The sequence below is a fragment of the Virgibacillus siamensis genome (genome assembly GCF_900162695.1).
GTDB lineage: Bacteria > Bacillota > Bacilli > Bacillales > Amphibacillaceae > Lentibacillus > Lentibacillus siamensis_A.
Genome location: NZ_FUIH01000007.1, coordinates 2,176,785 through 2,200,801 on the forward strand (window position 1 = coordinate 2,176,785; position 24,017 = coordinate 2,200,801).

25 protein-coding genes are annotated in these 24,017 nt (G+C 42.7%); 8 read left to right on the forward strand and 17 right to left on the reverse strand.

The window, feature by feature from the left end; genetic code table 11:
- Positions 1-11 precede the first annotated feature (11 nt).
- From B1K71_RS14680 to B1K71_RS14695, 4 genes are all read right to left on the reverse strand, one after another.
- Complete coding sequence (locus B1K71_RS14680) at positions 12-218, reverse strand: asparaginase (protein ID WP_077328344.1); 207 nt, start codon at positions 216-218, stop codon at positions 12-14.
- A gap of 75 nt (positions 219-293) precedes the next feature.
- Positions 294-1,169, reverse strand: a complete 876-nt coding sequence (locus B1K71_RS14685) for an NAD(P)-dependent oxidoreductase (RefSeq protein WP_077328346.1) — start codon at positions 1,167-1,169, stop codon at positions 294-296.
- Positions 1,170-1,262: 93 nt separating this feature from the next.
- Positions 1,263-1,457 carry a hypothetical protein gene (locus tag B1K71_RS14690; RefSeq protein ID WP_077328347.1) on the reverse strand — a complete coding sequence of 65 codons (195 nt, stop codon included), beginning with the start codon at positions 1,455-1,457 and terminating at the stop codon, positions 1,263-1,265.
- 90 nt (positions 1,458-1,547) lie between these two features.
- A complete protein-coding gene (locus B1K71_RS14695; protein WP_077328349.1) occupies positions 1,548-2,078 on the reverse strand; it encodes a hypothetical protein in 531 nt (176 codons plus the stop codon).
- A 309-nt stretch (positions 2,079-2,387) separates the two neighbouring features.
- Here B1K71_RS14695 and B1K71_RS14700 point away from each other — a divergent pair, with 309 nt between their 5' ends.
- Together B1K71_RS14700 and B1K71_RS14705 are read left to right on the forward strand one after the other, a co-directional pair.
- Positions 2,388-2,798 (forward strand): ribonuclease HI family protein, encoded by a 411-nt coding sequence (locus B1K71_RS14700; protein WP_077328351.1) that lies wholly within the window; start codon positions 2,388-2,390, stop codon positions 2,796-2,798.
- A complete protein-coding gene (locus tag B1K71_RS14705; protein WP_077328353.1) occupies positions 2,795-3,772 on the forward strand; it encodes an NAD(P)H-quinone oxidoreductase in 978 nt (325 codons plus the stop codon). Before B1K71_RS14700 ends, B1K71_RS14705 begins: the two co-directional genes overlap by 4 nt.
- Before the next feature lie 42 nt (positions 3,773-3,814).
- Here B1K71_RS14705 and B1K71_RS19965 read toward each other — a convergent pair whose 3' ends face one another.
- A complete protein-coding gene (locus tag B1K71_RS19965; RefSeq protein WP_175631923.1) occupies positions 3,815-3,967 on the reverse strand; it encodes a hypothetical protein in 153 nt (50 codons plus the stop codon).
- A gap of 260 nt (positions 3,968-4,227) precedes the next feature.
- Between B1K71_RS19965 and B1K71_RS14710 the strand changes: the two genes are divergently transcribed.
- Positions 4,228-4,734 (forward strand): GNAT family N-acetyltransferase, encoded by a 507-nt coding sequence (locus tag B1K71_RS14710; RefSeq protein WP_077328354.1) that lies wholly within the window; start codon positions 4,228-4,230, stop codon positions 4,732-4,734.
- Positions 4,735-4,922: 188 nt separating this feature from the next.
- Here B1K71_RS14710 and cysQ read toward each other — a convergent pair whose 3' ends face one another.
- The 4 genes from cysQ to sat are packed head-to-tail and all read right to left on the reverse strand — an operon-like array spanning position 4,923 to position 9,288.
- Entirely contained in the window at positions 4,923-5,723 is an 801-nt protein-coding gene (gene cysQ / locus B1K71_RS14715) for a 3'(2'),5'-bisphosphate nucleotidase CysQ (RefSeq protein WP_077328356.1), read from the reverse strand.
- A complete protein-coding gene (cysC, locus tag B1K71_RS14720) occupies positions 5,723-6,325 on the reverse strand; it encodes an adenylyl-sulfate kinase (RefSeq protein WP_077328358.1) in 603 nt (200 codons plus the stop codon). Before cysC ends, cysQ begins: the two co-directional genes overlap by 1 nt.
- 11 nt (positions 6,326-6,336) lie before the next feature.
- On the reverse strand, positions 6,337-8,121 hold the full coding sequence (locus tag B1K71_RS14725; protein ID WP_077328360.1) for an SLC13 family permease: 1,785 nt from the start codon (positions 8,119-8,121) through the stop codon (positions 6,337-6,339).
- A gap of 15 nt (positions 8,122-8,136) precedes the next feature.
- Positions 8,137-9,288: a sulfate adenylyltransferase gene (sat, locus tag B1K71_RS14730; protein WP_077328362.1), complete on the reverse strand. Its 1,152-nt coding sequence runs from the start codon at positions 9,286-9,288 to the stop codon at positions 8,137-8,139.
- Between the two features lie 189 nt (positions 9,289-9,477).
- On the opposite strand from sat, the gene B1K71_RS14735 reads away from it, so the two are divergent.
- Positions 9,478-10,497 (forward strand): NADP-dependent oxidoreductase, encoded by a 1,020-nt coding sequence (locus B1K71_RS14735; RefSeq protein WP_077328364.1) that lies wholly within the window; start codon positions 9,478-9,480, stop codon positions 10,495-10,497.
- 512 nt (positions 10,498-11,009) lie between these two features.
- Here the strand turns inward: B1K71_RS14735 and uidA are convergent.
- The 6 genes from uidA to uxaC form a co-directional block, all read right to left on the reverse strand.
- Positions 11,010-12,812, reverse strand: coding sequence for a beta-glucuronidase (gene uidA / locus B1K71_RS14740; protein ID WP_077328366.1), 1,803 nt, complete (start codon positions 12,810-12,812; stop codon positions 11,010-11,012).
- 143 nt (positions 12,813-12,955) lie between these two features.
- A complete protein-coding gene (locus B1K71_RS14745; RefSeq protein ID WP_077328368.1) occupies positions 12,956-13,957 on the reverse strand; it encodes a sugar kinase in 1,002 nt (333 codons plus the stop codon).
- Between the two features lie 4 nt (positions 13,958-13,961).
- The gene (locus B1K71_RS14750; RefSeq protein ID WP_077328370.1) at positions 13,962-14,591 is read right to left on the reverse strand and encodes a bifunctional 2-keto-4-hydroxyglutarate aldolase/2-keto-3-deoxy-6-phosphogluconate aldolase; all 630 of its coding nucleotides are present in this window, start codon (positions 14,589-14,591) and stop codon (positions 13,962-13,964) included.
- Between the two features lie 14 nt (positions 14,592-14,605).
- Positions 14,606-15,457: an SDR family oxidoreductase gene (locus B1K71_RS14755; protein ID WP_077328372.1), complete on the reverse strand. Its 852-nt coding sequence runs from the start codon at positions 15,455-15,457 to the stop codon at positions 14,606-14,608.
- A gap of 4 nt (positions 15,458-15,461) precedes the next feature.
- Positions 15,462-16,496, reverse strand: a complete 1,035-nt coding sequence (gene uxuA, locus B1K71_RS14760) for a mannonate dehydratase (protein ID WP_077328373.1) — start codon at positions 16,494-16,496, stop codon at positions 15,462-15,464.
- A gap of 17 nt (positions 16,497-16,513) precedes the next feature.
- On the reverse strand, positions 16,514-17,911 hold the full coding sequence (uxaC, locus tag B1K71_RS14765) for a glucuronate isomerase (RefSeq protein WP_077328375.1): 1,398 nt from the start codon (positions 17,909-17,911) through the stop codon (positions 16,514-16,516).
- 181 nt (positions 17,912-18,092) lie between these two features.
- On the opposite strand from uxaC, the gene B1K71_RS14770 reads away from it, so the two are divergent.
- The 4 genes from B1K71_RS14770 (at position 18,093) to B1K71_RS14780 (ending at position 21,951) form a co-directional block, all read left to right on the forward strand.
- A complete protein-coding gene (locus B1K71_RS14770) occupies positions 18,093-19,280 on the forward strand; it encodes an ROK family transcriptional regulator (protein WP_077328377.1) in 1,188 nt (395 codons plus the stop codon).
- Between the two features lie 257 nt (positions 19,281-19,537).
- Complete coding sequence (locus B1K71_RS20325) at positions 19,538-19,648, forward strand: symporter small accessory protein (protein WP_342742148.1); 111 nt, start codon at positions 19,538-19,540, stop codon at positions 19,646-19,648.
- A gap of 37 nt (positions 19,649-19,685) precedes the next feature.
- Positions 19,686-21,269, forward strand: coding sequence for a sodium:solute symporter family protein (locus B1K71_RS14775; RefSeq protein WP_077328379.1), 1,584 nt, complete (start codon positions 19,686-19,688; stop codon positions 21,267-21,269).
- Positions 21,270-21,498: 229 nt separating this feature from the next.
- Positions 21,499-21,951: a YndM family protein gene (locus tag B1K71_RS14780; RefSeq protein ID WP_077328381.1), complete on the forward strand. Its 453-nt coding sequence runs from the start codon at positions 21,499-21,501 to the stop codon at positions 21,949-21,951.
- Positions 21,952-22,165: 214 nt separating this feature from the next.
- Here B1K71_RS14780 and B1K71_RS14785 read toward each other — a convergent pair whose 3' ends face one another.
- Both B1K71_RS14785 and B1K71_RS14790 read right to left on the reverse strand, forming a co-directional pair.
- The gene (locus B1K71_RS14785) at positions 22,166-23,080 is read right to left on the reverse strand and encodes a type II secretion system F family protein (RefSeq protein WP_077328384.1); all 915 of its coding nucleotides are present in this window, start codon (positions 23,078-23,080) and stop codon (positions 22,166-22,168) included.
- 2 nt (positions 23,081-23,082) lie between these two features.
- Entirely contained in the window at positions 23,083-24,012 is a 930-nt protein-coding gene (locus tag B1K71_RS14790; RefSeq protein WP_245799295.1) for a type II secretion system F family protein, read from the reverse strand.
- Positions 24,013-24,017 lie beyond the last annotated feature (5 nt).

Below are 24,017 nucleotides of genomic sequence, written 5' to 3' on the forward strand. Positions count from 1 at the left end.
TGTTTCGCCAACTATTTTTCCATTATCATTAAAAATTTCATGCGCCGTACTTTAGCAGCCGATATTGGTTTCATGGCCGAACGATAAAAGACCTGCTCATAAATATCTCCCTTTTCATAGATCACGTCCTGTTGCGCATTCACCGCGCAAACCAATCCCTGATGCAAATTTTCGAGTTTTCCACCCCTGTATTCTTCTGCGATGATTTGGTGTGTCATTGATATCTCTCCTCTTTTGCCTTTCCGGCATCGATGTTCACATAAGAATGGCCTTTATAAGACCATTCTTTTGATTTACTCCTCAAACAACTTAATCAGGGCCTGTGTTCCGCTGTCTTCCTCGCCTTTTTCAGCAAGTTCCCTATATAATTCAAGCGATAGTTTCAGTCCCGGTGCGGAAAATCCCATATCCTTAGCTGACTCAAGTGCTATAGCCATATCTTTAATAAAATGTTTTACATAAAAACCCGGTGCATAGTCACCCTTAAGCATTCGCGGAGCAAGCTTGGACAGTGAAAAACTGCCGGCAGCCCCCGTTGAAATGCTGTCCAGAACCCTGGATGGATTCAGGCCAGCCTTTTTTGCATATACTATTGCTTCACAGACGCCAATCATATTTGTAGCAATCGCAATCTGATTCGCCAGTTTCGTATGCTGGCCAGCACCAGCCTCCCCCTGCAAAATAATGTTTTCACCAAGCACATCAAATATTGGGAAAATGTCATCAAACACGTTTTGCTCACCACCGGTCATTATGGCAAGTGTTCCATTTTTTGCACCGACATCGCCGCCGGACACAGGTGCATCCATTGCGTGAAGTCCCCGTTCTGATGCTCTATTGTAAATTTCCGTGGCAAGTGCCGGTTTCGAAGTTGTCATATCAATCACATATGTACCCGCCCTGGCGTTTTCCAATATACCACCGCTGCCAAAATAAACTCTCTCCACATCGGAAGGGTAGCCAACCATTGTAATCACAAGATCGGATGCTTGAGCCAGCTCTGCAACTGAATCTTTCCAGGCTGCACCGTTTTCCAATAATTCTGCTGCCTTTTGCTTTGTACGTGTATAAACATGAATCGAATATCCAGCATCCAGCAGATTTTGGGCCATACTTTTCCCCATTACACCTGTACCAATCATTCCAATTTTCACATTCGTTGGTAACATCAATTATGCCTCCCCCTTTTTTCTGACTATTACCTATATTATAGCGCATTTTCCAACAATAGAAAAAGCTCCTTCCGAGAAAGAGCTTCTATGTTATGATTTTCGATTGTCCATGGACTCCTGATTTTTCTCTCGGACTGCTTCTGAATCCGTATCACTGTAAATGTCCGTATTATGCCCCCCTGTGGTCCGCGCAATAAACGCTTTGGCTTCGTTATAGGTAAGCCCGGAACGCCTGCTTTGTTCGAGCGTTTCCTCTTGTGATAGCGATTGTTTTTTATCCTGCATCAAAAAACCTCCATTCGTTTTTTTATGATGTCCAATGGAGGCGATTTTTACAAATAATATATTGTTGAACTGTACTTTTTACTAAAGCTGCTATTTATTTAATGATTCAATTTTGGATTCTGCCCGAAAGACCCTTTTATTTAACGCCTCAGTACTGTCGTCAATATGACCGATAATTTTTTCAGTATAGTCACCCAGGCTGCTAACCAAATTTTTTTGCAGGTTATCGAGATTGTTTTCAAGCCGGCTTTGCCCATCTTTTAAATGGCTGACATCCGTCCGAAGACTGCCTACATTTTTCTGCAATCCCTTTAGTTCCGTATGCACTCCACCCATATCTTTTTGGAGACCATTTACATCTGTACGCATACCACTCATGCTTTCTTGCAATCCACTTACATCTGTACGCACGACGCCCATGTTTTCCTGCAACCCGCTTACATCTGTACGCACGACGCTCATGTTTTCCTGCAACCCGCTTACATCTGTACGCACGACGCTCATGTTTTCCTGCAACCCGCTTACATCTGTGCGTATACCGCCTATTTCATTCTTAACCCCATTCATTTCCGAACGCATGCCGGTCACTTCATCAAGAATTAGTTTCAATGTTTTTTCCAAAGGATCACCTCCAATTTAATAAATTTCCTGTCCTGTCTGATACTGATTTCATTATACCCCGTATTATTCTTCAACGCTAATCATCAAAAATTTACTTCGAACAAAAATTATCCGTCAAAATACGGGAAAATACTGTTAAAAAGACACTTTAGTAAAATTTCATCGTTAATAAAGACCATTTTGTTAGTTATTTATTATTTTTCCACTTTTTCCATCCGTTGAACCAAGGACAATTCGGCTTCCTGGTCATGAACAAAAATTTTATATACAATTGACCTAATATCAGGATGTGAAAGGAGACATGAAAGTTTGATCGAAGTATATACTGATGGTGCATCCAGCGGGGATCCCGGCATAAGTGGTGCAGGTATCTATATAAGAGCTGCCGGAGGAACATTGGAATATTCTTTTCCACTGCCGGAAATGTCCAATCATGAAGCAGAATTTCAAGCCATTCTTAAGGCGTTAGAGATTTGTGCGGAACAATTTCCGGGAGAAATTCTTTCATTCCGTTCTGACTCCAAGCTGGCGGTTGATACGATTGAAAAGGACTTCACAAAAAATGAACGCTTTCAGAACGTGCTGATTCTTATACAAGATGCAGCAGGCGATTTCCCACACTTTTTCATTAAATGGATTCCGGAAAAACAAAACGCTCATGCAGATAAACTGGCGCGTATGGCAATTCAAAAACAAAAAGACGGAGGAGGTAAATCATGAAAGCTATTCTTATCAAACAGCCTGGTGGCGCGGAGCAATTAATGATTCAGGAGTACCCAAAACCAGAACTGAATAAAGATGAACTCTTGATTAATGTTAAAGCGGCAGCTATTAATCGAACAGATATTATCAACCGAAAAAGTGAATCTGGGTATCTGGACAATCCCATTTTAGGTGTCGAGGTTGCCGGGATAGTTGAACAAGTGGGAGAAAACACAAAAATCAAGCCCGGCACACGTGTGATGGGGCTGGTGAATGGCGGCGGCTATGCGGAATATGCTGTCATGCCGGCAAATCGTGCAATGGAAATCCCGGACAACCTGTCATTTGAAAGGGCTGCAGCTATTCCGGAAGTATTTTTGACAGCCTATCAGACCTTATACTGGCACGGGCGGCTTGCAACGGGGGAAACAACGTTGATTCATGCCGGCGGTAGTGGCGTCGGTACTGCAGCCATTCAACTGGCAAAACAAATAAGCAACGCAACTGTCATCACAACTGCCGGTTCTCAGGAAAAACTTAATTTTGCTCAAACCTTGGGTGCGAACCATTGCATCAACTATAAAGAACAATCTTTTGATAGTGAAGTTTTGCGGGCAACAGAAGAACAAGGTGCCAACGTGATTCTTGATTTTATCGGTGCTTCCTACTGGCGGAAAAACATGAACAGCATTGCCGTTGATGGCCGATGGGTTCTGATTGGATTGCTGGGTGGTGCGGAACTGGAGAAAGTCAACTTAGGAGAATTAATGGGGAAACGAATTCAGTTAACCGGCACACTGCTCACACCAAGGAGCGACCAATATAAAGCTGACCTGACAGCAGAATTTGCATCAAACACACTTCCTTTCTTTCAGGACGAAAAAATCCGGCCAATTATTGACCGGGTATATTCATTTGATGAAATTCAGCAGGCACATGAACACATGGAAGACAACAAAAATATCGGAAAAATTATTATTCAAATTGATTAATAAAAAGCTGCACATTCCCCGTCATGTGCAGCTTTTTTCGTCTTATCGTTTTCGTTTATTCCGCTTGTTATCCAGGTTTAAGAACTCTCGATCCTCGGCAAACTCTTCCTTATGCCTTTTCGGGCTTGTGTCATATTTAATGACGTTTCTTTGTTTACCTTTATCTTTATTGCGGTTTTTATTTTGCTCAGACATATGAATCCTCCTTCTTGTTCTTTATCCTTCCACGATTTTGCGTAATTATTTTGCCCAATTTGTTCAAGCTATTGGTAAGGAGGGTTTCCAATGAGTAAAGGAAAGAAGAAAAAGAACAAAAGCAAAAAAGAATTAAATGCTATGCAGGAGGACCATAAAGCACATCAAAACAGACCGCCAAAATAATCGTAAAAAATGACGGACTCCCGCACTTCTGATACGATTAAATTTGTATAAGAAATAGGACGGGGGCGAGAATTATGGAACAAGATTTACAATTGCGTCCAGTTGAAAAAAATGATCTGGAATTTCTTCACAAGCTGAACAATAACCCGGATGTAATGAAATTCTGGTTTGAAGAGCCATATTTGTCGATGGAAAAACTGAAAAACATGTACGAGAAAAGCCTTGACAACACAGAGCATCGACAATTCATTTTATCGCTATTGGATGAAAACATCGGGTATGTCGGCTTATTCAGTATTGATGACAGGCACCGCAATGCAGAATTTGGCATTATGATTGATCCATCACATCAGGGTAACGGCTATGCAGGAAAAGCTACAAAGCTGGCACTGGAATATGGATTCAATCAACTTAACCTGCACAAAATTTATTTATATGCAGCAAAGAAGAACGAAAAGGCAATCCACATTTATGGAAAAATCGGCTTTCAGATCGAGGGCGAAATGAAAGAACACTTTTTTGTCAATGGCAGCTATCATGATGCAGTTGTCATGAGTGTGTTCCAGCGTGACTACAAGTAACAACTTTTACAAACCTGCACATATCGGTGTGCAGGTTTTATAATGTTGCAATTCTGTTTATGAAGGATCGCATTTTCCCAGGAACGCTCGTATTTTTTCCTAAAGAACCCTATCTTTTCTGCAAATGCTTTCTCTAAATAAACAACAAAACCTCGCCCAAATTCCCGGCGAGGTCCATTCTGCAGTATTTATGCTTTTGCCAGGAACCAACCATTTTTCAGGTTTTCCCGATTGTAATAAAAACGTTCCTTGTCTTCATGCCGCAGCACCTGTCCGCCTGCTGCTTCAACGATTGCCTGTCCGGCACCTGTGTCCCATTCCATTGTTGGTGCATAGCGCGGGTAAAAATCTGCTTTTCCTTCTGCTACAAGACAGAATTTCAATGAACTTCCGGCAGAAACAACATCAACTTCTGAATTGGCACGCAGTCCGTCGATGAATTCCTCCGTTTCTTCTGACATATGGGATCGACTTGCCACAACATTGATAACACTGTCATTCTTTACTTCAGGCAGCCGTGCACTTTTTTCCACCAGGTCACGGTCATCGGCAATGTCTGCTTTTGACACGCCTTCCAGTTTGAATGCTCCCAAACCTTCGCGTCCAAAATAAAATGTATCCAGAACCGGTGCATAAATGGCGCCCATTACCGGATATTTACCTTCAATCAACGCAATGTTTACTGTGAATTCACCGTTTTTCTTGATAAATTCTTTTGTCCCGTCAAGCGGGTCCACTAAAAAGAATTGTTTCCAATCTTTTCGTTCTGCGTACGAAATGTCGCGGCCTTCCTCACTTAATACCGGAATAGCGGCATATTCATCCTGCAATCCCTTCATAATTGCTTTATGGGAACGCTGATCTGCCTGTGTCAGCGGCGAATCATCAGCTTTCACTTCTACTTCAATGTCCTTCTCATAAACATCAAGGATTTCGCGCCCCGCTTCCAGAGAAATATCCAACAGCTTTTTCAGACTCACTTCAGCCATTATTTTACGTATCCTTTCTCTTTCAGATAAGCGACAATTTGCTGAACAGATTCTTCCAGGCTCTGTTTATCTGTGTCCACCGTAACTTCCGGGTTTTTCGGTTCTTCATATGGAGCATCGATTCCAGTGAACCCTTTGATCTCGCCGGCACGCGCTTTTTTATACAAGCCTTTCGGGTCACGTGATTCACAAGTTTCAACACTTGCATTTACAAATACTTCAATAAACTCACCGTCTTCCAGCAGTTCACGCACATCATCACGGTCTTCTCGATACGGTGAAATGAATGCAGTCAGTGTGAACAATCCGGCATCAACCATCAGCTTGGAAACTTCACCAATGCGGCGGATGTTTTCTTTGCGGTCTTCCGGGCTGAAGCCAAGGTTCTTGTTCAAACCGTGACGGACATTGTCTCCATCCAAGCGGTAAGTGCGGACTCCTTGTGCATGCAGTTCTTTTTCCAATTCAACGGAAACGGTTGATTTTCCGGAACCGGACAAACCGGTAAACCAGATGACCGCACTTTTGTGATCATTCAACTTCTGTCGATCTTCTTTCGTAACCTTTGAATCGTGCCATACAATATTTTCAGATTTTGCCATCATATTTCCTCCTAAAACCATACATTATAAATGATTGAAACCGATGTTACCATAACGAGAATACTAAGCGGTGTACCCACCTTGACATAATCCTTGAAAGTATACCCCCCGGGACCATAAACAATCAAATTGGTCTGGTATCCAATCGGTGTGATAAAGCTTGCTGATGCAGCAATTGCAATCGTAACCGCAAAACCCATCGGCTCCACATGCAACTGACTTGCCAGCGCCATCCCAATCGGAACCATTAAAACAGCCGCTGCGGTATTGGTAATCAATTCAGTAAACAGATTCGTTAAAAAGTAAATCATAAAAATAATCGCCAATATTCCAAATGGCTTTCCGAAGCTGACCAATACAGTCGCAATCCACTCAGCAAGCCCGGTTTCCTGCATCGCAACACCAATACCAAGGGCACTGGCTATTAAGAGCAATACGTCAAATTGCACATATTGCTTTGCCTCCTGCGGTGAGACAATCTTCGTTGCAATCAGAATTAGTACCGCAAGTGCCATCGCCTTGAACATGCTGAACACGCCAGCTGTAACAAGTGCTATCATGACAATGAGCAAGCCAATTGAAAACCAGCCTTTTGCAGGGTTTTTCTTCAGTTTTTCCGGCGTATCCAATGAAGATACCACATAAAAATCATTGGATTGCTGATTTTTTTCCAAAAAGTCAGTACCTGCAAGTAAGAGCAGCGTGTCACCAGGCCGCAGCACAATATCACCGACTTTGCTGTTGATACGCTCGTTATTACGGTGAACCGCGATAACCCCGGCATCAAATTTTGAGCGAAATTGAGACTGTTTAATCGTCTTTGTTGTCAGAGCCGAATCATGGGAAACAACAACTTCCACCAGGTTGGACGTTCCATTTTTCAAGTCATTCAACCCAATGTTGGTGCCTGTTTCAAGCTCAAGTCCTTTTATATCTTCCAAATCGGCAATTGTGGAAATCAGGCCGGTAAAAATCAGCCTGTCCCCTTCCTTGATCTTAGTCGTCGATTTAACCGGTGAAATGTGATCTTGGCCGCGAATAATTTCAACCAGGTATAGACCTTTCAAGTCACGGAGACCCGCTGCTTTAACCGATTTCCCGATGTGCTGAAACGCGTCAGATACGTGCATTTCTGCAATGTACTCCTTGGAGTCCTCTTTTACACGCTGACTGAACCCCTTGTTGTCCGGGAGAAGCTTGTGACCGATTGTAAACAGGTAAATCATTCCGACAATCGCTATCGGAATACCGACAATGGACAAGGTAAACAGCGAAAATCCGTCCATATTGTATGGTGCACTGGTCAGCATTCCATGCACAACCAAGTTGGTGGACGTACCAATCAGCGTAATAGTCCCACCCAAAATGGTTACATATGATAGTGGAATTAAGAATTTGGACGGTGCGATTCCGCGATCCTCACACCATTTTTTTATAACAGGCGTGAAGGTTACAACAATTGGAGTATTGTTCAAAAAAGCGGAAAAAGCAGATACTGGTACAAAAAAACGTACCATCGAACCTGCTTGTGTTTTACTGTTCCTAAGCCATCTTGTTATCATTTCATCGATAAGTCCGCTCTTTTGCACAGCACCCGCTACGATAAACAGGAGTGCAATCGTCAGCATCCCTTCGTTGGAAAAACCGCTTAATGCTTCTTTCGGACTCAAAATATTCGTGATCAATAAAATGACCAGGACAGAAAATACCACCATGTCGGGGCGCGCCACATCCAAAAGCAGCGCACCCAACATGGCTATTATTAAAATCAATACAAATATCATTTGAAAAGTCATGGGAGTTTTCCCCTTTTAGTTTTGCTGCATTCCTTTAATCAGAATGTCCGCAACTTCCGGACGTGAGAATTCTTTTGGAGGACGTTCCCCATCACGCAGCAGTGCACGAACTTTTGTACCGCTCAAATGCACATGGTTTTCTTTATCGTGCGGGCATGTTTTGGCAGTAGCCATGTTTCCGCATACCTTACAGAAGAACGCATGTTCAAATTTAAATACTTGAATTCCCAGTTCTTCTTCAAATTGGGAAATGAATTCCTGTGCTTCGTACGTACCGTAGTAATCACCTACACCGGCATGGTCACGACCGACAATGAAGTGCGTGCAGCCAAAGTTTTTACGTACTATCGCATGCAGTACGGATTCTTTTGGACCGGCATAGCGCATTGCAGCTGGATAAATTGCCAGACGGGTACGATCTTCCGGATAATAATGCTTTAGGATTGTCTGGTAGCTTTCCATCCGCACATCAGCAGGGATGTCGTCTGCTTTTGTTTCCCCGACTAATGGGTTCAGGAGCAAACCGTCAACTGCTTCCAGGGCACATTTTTGGATGTACTCGTGTGCACGATGCACTGGGTTACGTGTCTGAAATCCGACAATTGTTTTCCAGCCGAGATCATCAAACATTTTACGTGTTTCGGTAGGATCCATGTAAAATGCATTGAATTCGCCATGGTCCGGACGCTGCAGCAATGTAATTGGTCCGCCAAGATAAACATCACCGCGCTCATACAATTTTTTAACACCAGGGTGCTTGTCTTCGGTCGTTCCATAAATGTTTTGCGCTTCAAGTTTACTGTCATATGTAAACTTTTCTTCCAGTTCAATGGTTCCGTAAATAATACCATCTTCACCTTTCAGCGCTACCTCATCTCCAATTTTTAATTCTTCAGCCTGCGCTTCTGTTACCGGCAACGTAATCGGAATCGTCCAAACCGTTCCGTCTGCCAAACGATAATTATTTACAACACTTTCATAATCAGCCTGACCCATAAACCCTTTCAATGGGCTGAATCCGCCAATTCCAATCAATTCAATATCTGAAACAACCCACTTGTTCACTGTCAGTGATGGGAGTGTTTCGGCTTTTTTTATCGCTTCTTCTTTTTCCTGTCCTTCCAGTTCGCGGTTAATCAAAGTACCGCCATGTGGTTCATTTGCCATTCTATTACCTCCAAAATCTGATTTCATACACTTTTACAGTATACCATTGTTTTTCGTCAATTTCTATCATTATTCGGGGGTGTTCGCTATAAAACAATAAGCAGGAATCCGGAAAAAACCGCTACTTTTGACTGCTGATTTTCAGGGGAATAGAATAGTGGTAAATCATTTGTGAAAAAGGTGGTTATCATGACAAAGGAATTGCAAAATCAGCAGATTATACTTGCCAAACGCCCATCTGGAATGCCAGCAGCGGAACATTTTTCTTTTCAGGACGCACCAATTGCAAACCCTGAAGATGGGCAAGTTCTGATTCAGACACTTTATATTTCCGTTGATCCGTATATGCGTGGAAGAATGAATGATGAAAAATCATATGTAACACCATTTAAACTGAACGAACCCATTAACGGACGGATTGTGGGAAAAGTTCTGCAATCGGAATCTGATCAACTGCAGGTTGGTGATAACGTAGTCGGCATGCTTGACTGGAAAAAATACAATGTGACTAGTGCAAGCAATGTTCGTAAAATTGAAGAAACCGGCGCACCGCTCCCAGCCTATTTAAGTGTCCTCGGAATAAACGGACTTACAGCATATTTTGGCCTGCTGGATATCGGTCAGCCCCAAAAAGAGGAAACCGTTGTCGTTTCAGGCGCTGCCGGTGCGGTCGGTATGATCGTGGGGCAAATTGCAAAACTTAAAGGCACACGGGTTGTCGGAATTGCCGGGACTGATGCCAAGACAGACTTTTTGAAAAATGAACTCGGATTTGATGATACGATTAATTATAAAACAACGGATGACATATCCAAGGCCATAGCTGCATCTTGCCCAAACGGAGTCGATGTTTATTTCGATAATGTCGGCGGCCCAATATCAGATGGAGTCATGAATCATTTGAACGATTTTGCGCGCATTCCATTATGTGGTGCCATTTCATCCTACAATCGGACAGATGGTGACCTTGGAACAAGAATCCAGCCGAAATTAATAAAATCCCGTTCCATGATTAAAGGCTTTATCGTCGGTGATTACAGTGACAGATTTGGCGAAGGAATGCGGGACCTGTCAACATGGCTGGCAGAGGGGAAACTCAATTACCGGGAGAACATTATAGAAGGATTTGAAAATGTACCGGACGCATTTCTTGGTTTATTTAAAGGTGATAATCTAGGTAAACAATTGGTTAAAGTCGCAGAAGAATAACATTTTGTATAATTGCTGTTGCAGAGAGAAAACTGCAACGTTAATTGTTGTGATTTTGTCATTTTCAAGGGATAAAAAATAGACCGCCCTTGAGTGGAATGGAGCAGCGGTCTATTTAACCGTGTCGCCGGCCCCTCTTAAAGGGGATCGACTATTGTTCGACCGTTGGCGTTGCTGCGTCAGCGGTCTTTAATTAGTTTATTCAAAAGCTAACTTTCTATGTTCATCATACTACTTTTAATCTACTTGTACATTTAATTTAAATAAAATACAATTACGCTGATAAACTGAGTGGCAATAATTTAACAATCGGACCAGGCCATTACAAGGCCTTTTCCAATGCGAAAAGGCTTCAGTATTTAGCCTTGGCAAGTTAATTAAGTTAAAATTAGGACTGCAAGGAAATTTTTATAGAAATTAAATTAAATTACTCAATCGATAAGTTTTCTCCAGGCACATTTCTTTACAATTTCTCTTACAGGGGTATATTTAGGACAGTCCCATGTTCCAGCTTACTTTTTATAATTAAAATCAGCTATGCTCTTCCAGCGTTTACGCATTAGTTGTGCAGCAGATTTTGGCTTGCGGTCACGGGTGAACAGACCTTTTTTGTTACCCTGTACACGCATCGCACCCTGGCTCGTGTTAAAATCAGCAAAATTCCAGATGTGTTCGCCTGCGAAGTTTTTAAATTCATCAAAGACATCATGATTCGCCTTTAAATATGCAGCCTGATATTCCTCTGTAAACATTACAGGTTCCACATCATGCAGGCCAGCCACAGTGTCTGCACCATACTCAGTCATAATTACAGGTTTTTCGGGACAGCGTTTCTCCCAGCCTTCAAGTTCTTTACGCAGTTTGGCCTTGGCGACATCCAATTCACCGCCATGTACATACCACCCATAATAACGATTCAATGCTAGCACATCGACAAAATCGCCAACTTTACACGTTTCCGGTGTGGACCACATATGTGTAACAATTGTAACCGGTCGTTTTTGCGGATCACACTCTTTTGTCAGTTCAACTAACGGTCGGAAGTATTCAGCTGCACCTTCTTCCTCGGATGCCGGCTCATTTGCTACTGACCACATCACAACTGATGGGTGGTTTTTATCCCGTGCGACCAAATCTTTCATGATATCCCGGTGATGCTCGTATGTCTGAATGTGCTCCCAAGTATTACGGAAGTCCCTCGGGCCGAATAAAACTGCGGCAAAGTTCAGGTGCACCCCAACCGCAGGCGATTCATCAATGACAACAATCCCTTCTTTGTCGGCAAGCCGCATCATTTCCTCCGAGTAAGGGTAGTGTGCTGTCCGGAAAGAATTCGCACCTATCCATTTCATCAAGTTAAAATCCGTAACATTCAGTGTTTCATCAAATCCCCGTCCATGGATTGGGGAGTCTTCATGTTTTCCAAATCCCTTAAAATAGAACGGTTCTCCATTGATTAAAAATTTTCCGTTTTCCACGCTGACAGTTCGTACGCCAAATGGCTGCTCGTAAACATCAATAAGCTGATTCCCATCATACAATCCCACTTTTAAAGTATACAAATATGCATCCATCGGCTTCCAAAGCGTTACATCCGGAATAGCCACATTTGATTCAGCGCCCCCGGCATCGGCTACCTGTTCACCTGCCTCATTAAAAATCTCAGTTTTTACTGTTACTCCTTCACCTTTCACATCAGCTTTGTAAGAAATTTTTCCGGTTGAGCCTTCAAAATCGGTTATAACCGTTACGTCTGAAATATAACGCTGTGGTGTTGTATAAATTTTTACCGGGCGATGCAATCCTGCATAATTGAAAAAGTCAAAGTTCGGATTGTTTTTCGCACGTTTTCCAAGTCCATCAACCTCTTCTTCCATATAATCACCAACAGGAAGTGTTGTTTCATCGACAACGTTATTGACAGCAACCGTCACCCTGTTTGTTCCTTCTGTAAGGTTATTGTTAATTTCAGCCTCAAACGGAGTGAACCCGCCTTTATGCCCAACTGTCAGCTCACCATTGACATAAACTTTGGCCAAATGGGTAGCGGAGCCAAACCGCAGTACAATCCGTTCATTTTTCATGTAAGCGGGAAGCGAAAATTCCCGTTCATACCAGACCCAGCCAACATGATCACGTATTTCCGAAATCACCCCTGCGTCGTTATAGGAAGCCGGTACAGCCATGCTAATTGCATCTTCCAGTTTGGATGCATACCATTTCTCATCAAAACCGCTTCCATTATCAAGTTTGAAATTCCAGATTCCGTTTAAATCAATTACTCCTCGTGTATCAGTCGTTATTGGGTAAAGCATGTTCTCATCTCCAATACAAAATTTTAGTTTTCATTGCCTGCATTTTCACTTTATTAAGCTCATAAAATTTCATTGCGACAAGGGAAATAATCCAGCCTATTATCGGAATACCGAATGTCAGCCCCTACCCGCCATAGTTTGTATCACCGATTCACATCCTGCATATTTCCTGCAAGGAATGCATCCACTTCATCTTCCGTAAACTGATTATGATCACCATAAACCATATGCTTTAAAATACTGGAGGCGATTCCAAATTGAACCGTTTCATCCGCTGTACGATTTGTTAGTATCCCATGCAGTACACCTGCAGCAAAAGCATCGCCACCGCCAATCCGGTCCAGAATTTCAAATGGAATACATTCTGTTTTATACAATTGCTGATCCTGGTATAAGTATCCCTGTAATGTGTTGCGGGTTGCTGATTTTACAGTTCTCCCTGTTGATGCAAAAACAGTAATATTATATTTTTCCGCGTACAGGCGATAAAAGTCTTCCAGTTTCTTTTCATTAAATTCCACCGGACCGTCCTCTCCAAATAAAGCCGTAAAATCTTTGTATCCGGCAAAACAAATATCTGTATACGGCAAAATTTCCTGAAAGGTTGCTTTTGCCTCAGCTGCAGTCCATAGCTTACTTCGGAAATTACAATCAAAACTTACTTTTGTACCGTGCCGCTTAGCCTGTTTCACTGCTTCCAGGGTAAACATTTTCAATTGGCTGCTTAAAGCCGGTGTGATACCAGTAATATGGAGAAACTCCACACCAGAATAAATCCCGGCCCAGTCAATTGGCATCTGCGGCAGCGAATGAATGGACGAATGCTTCCTGTCATAGATGACATTTGCCGGTTTCAATGAAAAACCTTCTTCACAGTAATAGGTACCAAGCCGTTCACCGCCCCGGAAAACAAAGGAAGTGTCAACACCGCCTCCAGCTAAATGTTTTGCAGCGGCATCGCCTAAATCGTTTTCCGGAAAGGCTGTCATGAACGAAACATTGTGCCCATACTGGCTAAGTGCCATGGCAACATTTGCCTCAGCACCGCCATAGTAAACATTAAATTGCTGTGTGTCACGCAGTCTCTTTTTATGAACAGGGGTGAAACGGGCCATTAACTCCCCAATCGTTATCACGTTTGCCATCCTATCACCCCTTCAATACTGCTTCCTGAAATGCCCTTGTGAGCTCTTCCACTTGATCAAAATCACCGTTTTTGGCAGGTCTGGTTATTTCACCGCCAACGCCCACCATGACTGCTCCTTTTGCAAGCCACTCGCCTGCATTATCAAGCGTAATCCCGCCGGTTGGCATGATGTTGACATGTGGCAGCGGACCATGGACATTTTTAATGAAAGAAGGCTGAAATGTGTCTCCCGGGAACAACTTGACAACAGACACACCATATTGCACTGCATACAATATTTCATTTACGGTCATGCACCCGGGAAGATACGGAATCCCATACCGGTTGCAGAGTTTTGCTGTATCCTTATCAAATCCGGGACTGACAATGAATTTTGCACCATTTAAAATCGCCAGCCTTGCTGTTTCACTGTCAAGTACAGTTCCTGCACCGACCAGCACATCATCATATTTCTCCGATAATTTTTCCAGTACACCGGATGCACCAGGCACTGTAAATGTTATTTCCAATGTTTTCGCACCGCCGCGAACACATGCTGCAGCCGTTTCTTCCGCAATTGCGGCATTGTCACCGCGTATAACAACCGCAAGTTTATGTTCCAACATTTGGTTCAGTAAATTATAAGTCTGCATTACACTTCACTCCCCTACACGCCTGAATAGGCTGAAAATCCGCCATCAATCGGGATGACGACTCCATTTACAAACGATGATGCCTCGTTATTAATAAGCCATAATAACGTACCAACAAGTTCTTCCGGCTCTCCAAATCGTTCCATCGGTGTCTGTGATAAAATTTTACCGGCCCGGTCACTCAGCTCGCCATCTTCCTGAATCATCAAATCCCTATTCTGTTCAGTTAGAAAAAATCCCGGTGCAACTGCATTAACCCTAATGCCAAGCTTGGAAAAATGCACCGCGAGCCACTGTGTAAAATTACTCACAGCTGCCTTTGCTCCACTGTAAGCTGGAATTTTGGTGAGCGGCGTGTACGCATTCATTGATGATACGTTAATAATCGTGCAGTCCTTTTGATTGGTCATATCCTTTGCAAACACTTGTGTTGGCAGTAATGTTCCAAGAAAGTTCAAACTGAACAAATTATCGACAGCGGAAGGTTCCAAGTCGAAAAATGACTGTTCTGAACTGTTCTGTAAGTTTTCCGCTGTGGCATATTCATGTGCGGTTGTGGCCTTCGGGTTATTGCCCCCTGCCCCGTTAATTAAAATCGAACATGGGCCAAATTGTGAAAGCAGATCTTCATGTACTTTTTCCAATGCCTGTTTATCAAGTACATCGACACTATATCCAATAGCGTTCCCGCCTTCGTCTCGGATTGCTCGGACAGTTTTGTCGATTTTTTCCTGGTTCCGTGCAAGCACTGCTACCGTTGCGCCAGCTTTGGCAAGCGCACGGGAAAGAACAGAACCAAGCACACCGCTCCCCCCGGTCACGACAGCTACTTTATTTTGCAAATCCACCTGAAATGGCAGCTGCATAACATCACTCCTCATGTAATAAATCTAAAATGCCGTTTAAATAGGCGGCGCCCAATGCCCGGTCATATAAGCCGTAACCTGGCCTGCCTTCCTCACCCCAGATCATTCTTCCGTGATCAGGGCGAATTGGACCGGTAAAGCCTGTATCATGAAGCTTTTTCATAACACCCGGCATATCAATCGACCCGGCACGCGTTAAATGGGATGTTTCCTGGAATGAACCCTCTCCCGTCCATTTAACATTACGTGCATGGACAAAATGGATTCTTCCTTTTGCCGCATCGATAATATCGAACAAGTTATTTTCCGGATCCGCACCATAAGAACCGGTGCAGAACGTAATCCCGTTATTCGGACTATCCACCGCACCTAACATAAAAGCAATATTTTCTTTTCCCGTCACAACACGCGGCAGACCGAAAATCGGCCATGGCGGATCATCGGGGTGGATTGCCATCAGGACCTCTTCTTCCTCGGCAACCGGGATGATTTCCTTCAAAAAGTAGATAAGGTTTTCCATCAGCTTTTTTTCAGTAACCTCCTGATAAGAATCGATCACCTGTTTTAAATCTTCCTTTTGAAAGGATAAATCCCAACCTGGCAATGTCAATTGACCACTGAGCGGGTCAATATGTTTAATTTTTTCCGCATCATATTTCAGTGAATTTGATCCATCCGGCAATGGTGCCTTAAGATTTGACCTGGTCCAGTCAAACACCGGCATGAAATTGTAGCAGACTGTATGGATGCCAGCCCTGGACAAATTCCGTAATGTTTCTTTATAATTAGCAATCCATTTTTCCCTTGATGGCAATCCAAGTTTAATATCCTCATGGACCGGCACACTTTCTATAACATTCAGATGTAATCCAACCTGTTCAATCGTCTCTTTTAGCTGTACAATTTTTTCATACGGCCAGACCTCCCCGGCAGGAATTTCATAGATTGCTGATACAATCCCTGTGACCCCGGGGATTTGCCTGATTTTATCCAGTGTAACCGGATCATCAGAACCATACCATCGGAAACTCATTTCCATCTGTAACACCCCCAACATTACAAATTAAAGTATCGTTTTGCATTGTAATAGCAAATATCTTTCACATATTGCTTTAACAGCGTCATATCAGCTGGCGCCTGTCCTTCCTCAACCCACGTTCCGAGCAGGTTGCACAGAATGCGGCGAAAATATTCATGCCTTGGGAATGACAGGAAACTTCTTGAATCGGTCAGCATTCCAATAAAGTTACTGATCAATCCTACATTTGCAAGTGTTTTCATCTGGTATTCCATGCCGTCAATTTGATCGTTGAACCACCAGGAAGTACCAAACTGGATTTTGCCGGGAATTTTGCTGTTTTGATAGTTTCCGGCCATCGCAGCCAAAACATAGTAATCTTTTTGATTCAGACTATATAAAACTGTTTTTGGCAGTTCTCCCTGATTCTCCAGTTCATCCATGAATTTTGCAAGCGGTTCGGCAAGCGATGCATCGCCAATCGAGTCAAAGCCGCTATCCGCACCAAGCATTTGGAACATCCGTGCATTATTGTTACGCAATGGACCGATGTGCAGCTGCATCACCCAGTCTTTTGCCGCATACATTTTTCCAAGTGAAAGAAGCGTATATGTTTTAAACTGATTGACTTCTTTCGGACTGAGCTTATTTCCCTGAAGACGCTTCTGGAAAATGGCATCCGTTTCCGCCTCCGAAACCGTTTCATAAAACATGACATTGATTCCATGGTCTGAACTTCTGCAGCCGTGTTCATCAAAGTAATCCACACGGTTCGACAATGCTTCCAGAAAATCAGGGTAACTTCCAATTGTTTTCCGGGACGCTTTTTCCAAGCTTTTCACCCATGGAAGGAATGTATCCTGCTCAATTCCAAGACCTTTATCCGGACGAAAAGACGGGGAAACCTGCACATCGAAATCTTCCTGCTGCAGCGCTTCATGTGTTTTTAAATCATCTGCCGGATCGTCCGTAGTGCCAACAAATTCAACCTTATTTTTCTTCAATAAAGACCTTGCTGACATAGAAGGCTGCTTTAGTTTCCGGTTTACTTCCTCCCAAATTTCCGGGGCTGTTTGTTCATTCAGCAATGTATCGATATCGAAATACCGCAGCAATTCCAGATGTGTCCAGTGATAAAGCGGATTTCCGATCATCTTCGGTACCGTTTCCGCCCAAGCAAGGAATTTTTCATATGCGGATTTTTCACCTGTGATATATGCCTCATCAATTCCATTAGCCCGCATCGCCCGCCATTTATAATGGTCTCCGGCAAGCCAAATGTCTGAAATCGTTCCAAATTGCTTGTCCGCTGCAATTTCATCTGGAACAAGGTGATTGTGATAATCGATAATCGGCATATCCTTGGCAGATTCATGATATAGAACTTTTGCCGTATCGTTTTTCAGTAAAAAATCATCCTGTATAAATGTTTTCATAAATAATAAACACCTTTCGAATAATTTCTTTTTATTTGTTTACTAAACAAACTAATAATTTTATAATATATGTAAGCGTTTCATATTTCAACCCTATTTTTCAATTTTTTGTTGAAAACAACTTTTAATGATAGATTAGAATTACATACAAATCCGATAATATCGGCTGGAGGGAAATCGAATGAACACTGGAGATGCCTCATACATCAAACAATTAAACAGACGCATCCTTATTCAGGAAATTATTAAAAATAAATCGTTGTCAAGAAGCAATCTGGCCAGAATTACCGGCCTGAATAAAGCAACTGTTTCCGCACAAATCCAGGAACTTATTGATAATAAACTGGTAGTTGAAACAAATGAAACAGCACTGATGACACGCGGCAGAAAACCAATATTGCTGGAGATGAATGCTAATGCCGGCTACAGCGTCGGTATTGATATTGATGAGAAGCATATCCGGGTTATTTTTATCGATCTGAAAGGAAAACCGTTTTCCAAAGTTTCCTTTCCTGTAGAATCCCAGGATCTGTTCAAGGAAAAAGATAAACTGATCGACAAACTGTTTCATTATGTAAAAAAATTTAATGAAGCATACCAGCCAATCGGCCTAACCGGAATCGGCATAGGAATACATGGCATCGTTGACAATACCCATCAAATTGTTTTCACACCGAAACAGCAATGGACAAACATTAATATAAAAGAAGATCTGGAAGAAACGTTCCAGACGAATGTACTGGTCGACAATAATGCAAATCTGTCAGTATTCGCCGAACAAGTTTACGATGAACAGATTTCGGACCTGTTCTGTATCACTCTGTACTCTGGTATTGGACTGGGCATTATCCAACGAAATAAAATTTACCGGGGATATGAAGGATTTGCAGGTGAAATCGGCCATATGATTGTCCATCCTGATGGCATACCATGTACTTGCGGCAACCATGGCTGCTGGGAACGTTATGCCTCCGAAAAATCATTACTTGAAAAGCTCTACGAAAATATACCGGAACATGTAAAAACGAAGGAAGTATTAGCCATGCTCCGTGAAGATGAACATCAGGAAACAGTCGATGAATTCCTGCGCTATTTAGCAATCGGGCTTAATAATGTCATCAACATTTTCAACCCGGAAAAAGTCATTATGAATGGCACCATCATTAATAAAAGCCCGCAATTACTGAAACAATTAGAAGGCAAACTATCATCCAAATTTAATAATTACCACCAAATCCGGCCATCAAGAATCGGCTCTGACGCCTGCGCACTCGGAGGAGCCGCGAGTGCACTAAGAAAATATCTCGGTATCGACAGCTTAAATTTTGTTCAGTACGATTATTTTGATAGTGATTTGGTTGAAGCGTAAGTGTTGCACCACACTTCTCCAGAGTGTGGTGTATTTGTTTAATTTTAAAGCACTTTATGGTGTGGGCATACTAGTTTTTATCTTTTCCTCCCCATTCACTAAATTTTATCAAGTGCGTTTTAATCTTCATATTTTATTGAAATTTCCCAAAACATCATATACTATTAATTATGGACAAAGGTAAGGGATTTAGCACAATTTTGAAAGCGTTTACACCACATAGAATTTCTTCACCCCAAATAAAAAGGAGGGAAAAAATGTTTGGATTAACGGATCCGATGGTAATTGTTGCATGGATCGGAACGATTGTATCCGCAATAATCTGTGTTGTGTTTGGTATTGTCACCTGGAATAAAGGGGATTCCTGAAAAGTTCGGCACTCATTAAAAGGGGGAGTACGGTTACATGAATTACATGATTCTTGTCGTAGTATGTCTAATCTTCGTCGCCATCATGTCCGGACTTGCATATTATGGCTATAAAAAGACGGTGACACAGGAGGATTACTTGGTTGGCGGACGCACCATCAGCCCTTTCGTAATGGCATTATCCTATGGAGCGACCTTTATCAGTACATCCGCATTAATCGGCTTCGGGGGTGTGTCGTCCCTATTTGGCTTTAGTCTATTATTTCTTGCGCTATTGAATATTGTTCTTGGTGTCCTGGTTGCCTTTGCGGTATTTGGCACACGCATACGGCGTTTGTCGGTAAAACTTAAGGCGTATACATTTCCGGATCTGCTGGGTAAAAAATATAATTCTAAATTCCTGACAATCTTCTCCGCTTCGATGATTTTCCTGTTCATGCCTGCCTATACAAGCATTGTCCTTGTCGGTGGCGGTCGATTTTTGCAGGAATCACTTGCCATTCAGTATGATCTAGCACTGTTTATACTAGCCCTAATCGTTGGAATTTACGTAATCAGCGGTGGAATCCGTGCCGTTATGTATACAGATGCATTTGGCGCAGTGATCATGTTTATCGGCATGTCCATTTTTCTCATTGCTACTTATAACATTCTTGGCGGAGTTGAGGTGGCTCATAAAGGACTTGCTGGTATGAAGGATATGGTTCCGGAAGCACTAGTTGAACAAGGTCATCGCGGCTGGACATCAATGCCCGCATTTGGATCGCAAATTTGGTGGACTGTTGTCAGCACCATCATCATGGGAGTAGGAATTGGCGTACTGGCTCAGCCACAGCTTGCCATGCGGGCAATGACCGTCAAGAATGATAAAGCCTTATATCGTTCCGTTTTAATCGGTGGAATCTTCATTTTCTTCATGACCGGTGCAGCATTTATGATTGGTCCATTGTCCAATCTGTATTTTTTCCAGGAAAGCGGTAAAATTTCCATTGATGTCGCATCCGGCAATGTCGATTTGGTCATTCCCATGTTTATTAATGAAATAATGCCTGAATGGTTTATTTACCTGTTTACCCTTACATTGCTGTCTGCAACGATTTCAACCATCAGCTCACTTATTCACTTGCAGGGTACAGCCTTTGGCGAGGATATTTTGAAAAAAGTTGGATTCAAAACAGTTGCAGGCATGAACCCGTCACGACTTGGGGTATTGATTGGCGTCATCGCAGCAATTATTCTGGCTTACATCCTGCCACCAGGCGTTATTGCACGTGCTACCGCATTCTGGTTCGGAATATGTGCAGCAGGATTCCTGCCTGCTTTAATCGGTGCATTATTTTGGAAGAATGCTACAAAGCAGGGCGCGATTGTCAGCACCATTTTAGGGTTTGCAGTTAGTATCATCGGGTTTATATTTTTCCATGTGAAAGAATCGGCTCAATTTGGGATTTCACAGGCGTTGTTCGGCAGAGATGCCCTGCTCAGTTTCCCCTGGACATACGTTGATCCATTGTTTTATGCCTTGCCGATTTCAGCATTCGCGTTAGTCGGGGTCAGTTTAATAACAAAAAATAAACAGAAAGAGAAAACTCAAAATGCTGGAATGGAGGAGAGTATCTGATCCGCTGAAGCTTATGTTATCAGCATAATGCAAAATTGTTAATGGATATCAATGGCCACCGGGACTTTCGCTTTGCCAAGGCGAGAGTCTTTTTGTTTTTCGCTGATTCAACATAACAATCATACAAGCACCATTTTCACCTCCCCCCTCCTTGCGTTGCAATAATTTTCCTCATAAAAATGGAAATTGCGGGGAAACTAGGAACAAATTTGGAAAGGTGGTAATAAAAATGGATCATGTTAAAGCATTAATCATTAAGTTTATTATGTGCACAGCAGTTCTGTGGATTGTACTCGGTGCATTTTATGGTGTGGGATTCGGCGACATATTGATGTTGAGTGTATTGTTGACCGCCGTCTCTTATATTGTTGGAGATCTTTTGCTCCTGCCTCGCTTTGAAAACTGGGGAGCAACACTGGTGGATTTGGGACTGACATTCCTTGGAATCTGGTTTCTCGGTCCGCTTCTATTTGAAGAAAACATTCCGCTCGGCACAGCTGCAATCTTTTCCGCCATCGTCATAGCAGTCGGGGAATACTTCTTCCACAAATATATGGAAAAAGAAGTGCTCGACGACTGGGATCAATTTGTCACTGACGAAGATCGCGATGTGGAACGTGCGAAAGTACAGACAGAATTCAGCGAGGAACTATCAGATACTGACAGAAAACGTGATGAGTAGAGGTACAGTGAAATAAAACGCGCGACTTGTCGCGCGTTTTTTGTTTGTTCAGCGGGTTATGGGGTTTCTTCAGCGGATGCGGCACTTTGTTCGGCGCTAAATACAATTCCTTCGGCGGATGCGGCGCTTTGTTCGGCGCCAAATGCGTTTCCTTCGGCGGATGCTTACCTCGCCAGCCGCACAATTTTTTGGAAAGTGGCGCGGCAAAAGAGATTTAAAAATTCGCCATGAACTGCAGGATGGCCGGTCCCAGCAGGATAATGAACAGCGTCGGAAAAATAAAGATGACAAGCGGGAACATCATTTTGATCGGAGCTTTCATTGCTTTTTCTTCGGCCTGTTGACGGCGGCGTTCTCGTATATCCTCTGTCTGTACACGCAGTACGGATACCATCCCGATTCCCAGTTTCTCCGCTTGGATAATACTGTATATTAACGTTTTCAATTCTTCCAATTGAAGCCTGTTATTCATATCATTTAACGCGTTTTTCCGGGTTTTTCCCAGACGCATTTCTTCCAATGTTACATTAAACGCATCAGCCAAAACACCCTTCTTTTTCTTAACCACCTGACTGACAGCTGCATCAAAACCAAGACCTGCTTCCAGACTGATTGTCAGTAAGTCAAGTACATCAGGAAGTTCCTTTATTGCAAGACGGCTTCTTTTATCAATTTTTATCCGCAGATACAAATTAGGAAGCTGGATGGCAACTGCCAGGCCAATTACAGCTGCGAGCAGTACAATAGCTCCACCAAGATGAAGTGCGAGTCCATACATAATCGCTACCGCCGGCAATACAAGTATTAACAGCAACTGGATAATTTTGAATTCTACAGGTCCCATCCCGAATGGTTCCCCTGCCTGCAGTAATTTTATTTCAAGCTTGGACACTTTTTCTTTACTTAATTTTCTTCTGAATTTCCGCTTCAGCTCTATCCAAAATGGCTTAATGATACGCTCCTTGAAAGATAGATCTGCTTCTTTTGCAGCTGCAGCCACATGCTGATTATTAATCAGATACGTATCAATCCGCTGCTGGACAAGACTCTGCTCTTTTCCGAATACACTGGCAACACCATATAAAAACAGACTTACGGTAATAAATAAACTAATATAGAATACAAGCATCCCTACACCTCAATTGTAGTGATTTTGTGGACAAATATAAAACCGATGATAAATCCGATACCTGCAGCAACCAGCATCAGCATTCCAATTGGATTGGTGAAAAGCGTCATAATATATTCCGGGTTAATGATAAATATCAAAAGACCGAGTACAACCGGAAGCAAACTAATGATCAGTCCGGATAATTTTCCTTGTGCGGTCAATGTTTTGATTTGGCTTTCTATTTTTGTTCTGGCCCGGTTTGTCTTGACAATTTTATCCAGCAGATAGGCAAGATTCCCCCCGGACTGCCGTTGAATAATAATCGCATCGACAAGTAAACCCAGTTCCGCACTCGGCATGCGCCGTTTCCATTCCAATAGTGCATCATCCATACTCGTTCCATACTGCAACGATTTAAGGACGAGTTCAACCTCATCCTTGATTGGAGAATACGATTCCTGGGCAACGATTTGCAGTGACTGCAGAAAGCCAAATCCTGCCCGTAAGGACCCGATAATTGATGTGATCATACCAGGTAATCCGTCATTAAATGCCTTAATCCGCTTTTTCTGTTTTCGTTTCAGCCACAACATCGGTAAAACAAACCCTGATGCAAATCCAAGCAGCATTAACACGAAATTTCCAGTAATCAGGTGCAACAAACCTGCCGTAATCACTGCAAACATCCAGCGGAAAATCGCGAATTCTTCCGGTTTCATAAGAACGCCGGCAATACTCAGTTGTTCCTGCAGTGTATTACGTTTCTTTCCTGGCTTCTTTTTCCGTATCAACAAATTTTTCAGCTGCTGGTTCGCATCCTTTAAAACTTCCGAAAAAGAACGCGGGGATTTTTCCCAGTATTGGTCATCTTTTGATTTACGAAGCATGCTGATACCCGACAATAAAAGAAATACGGTTAAAAACATACTGACAAACAATAAAATAGCCATCGTCA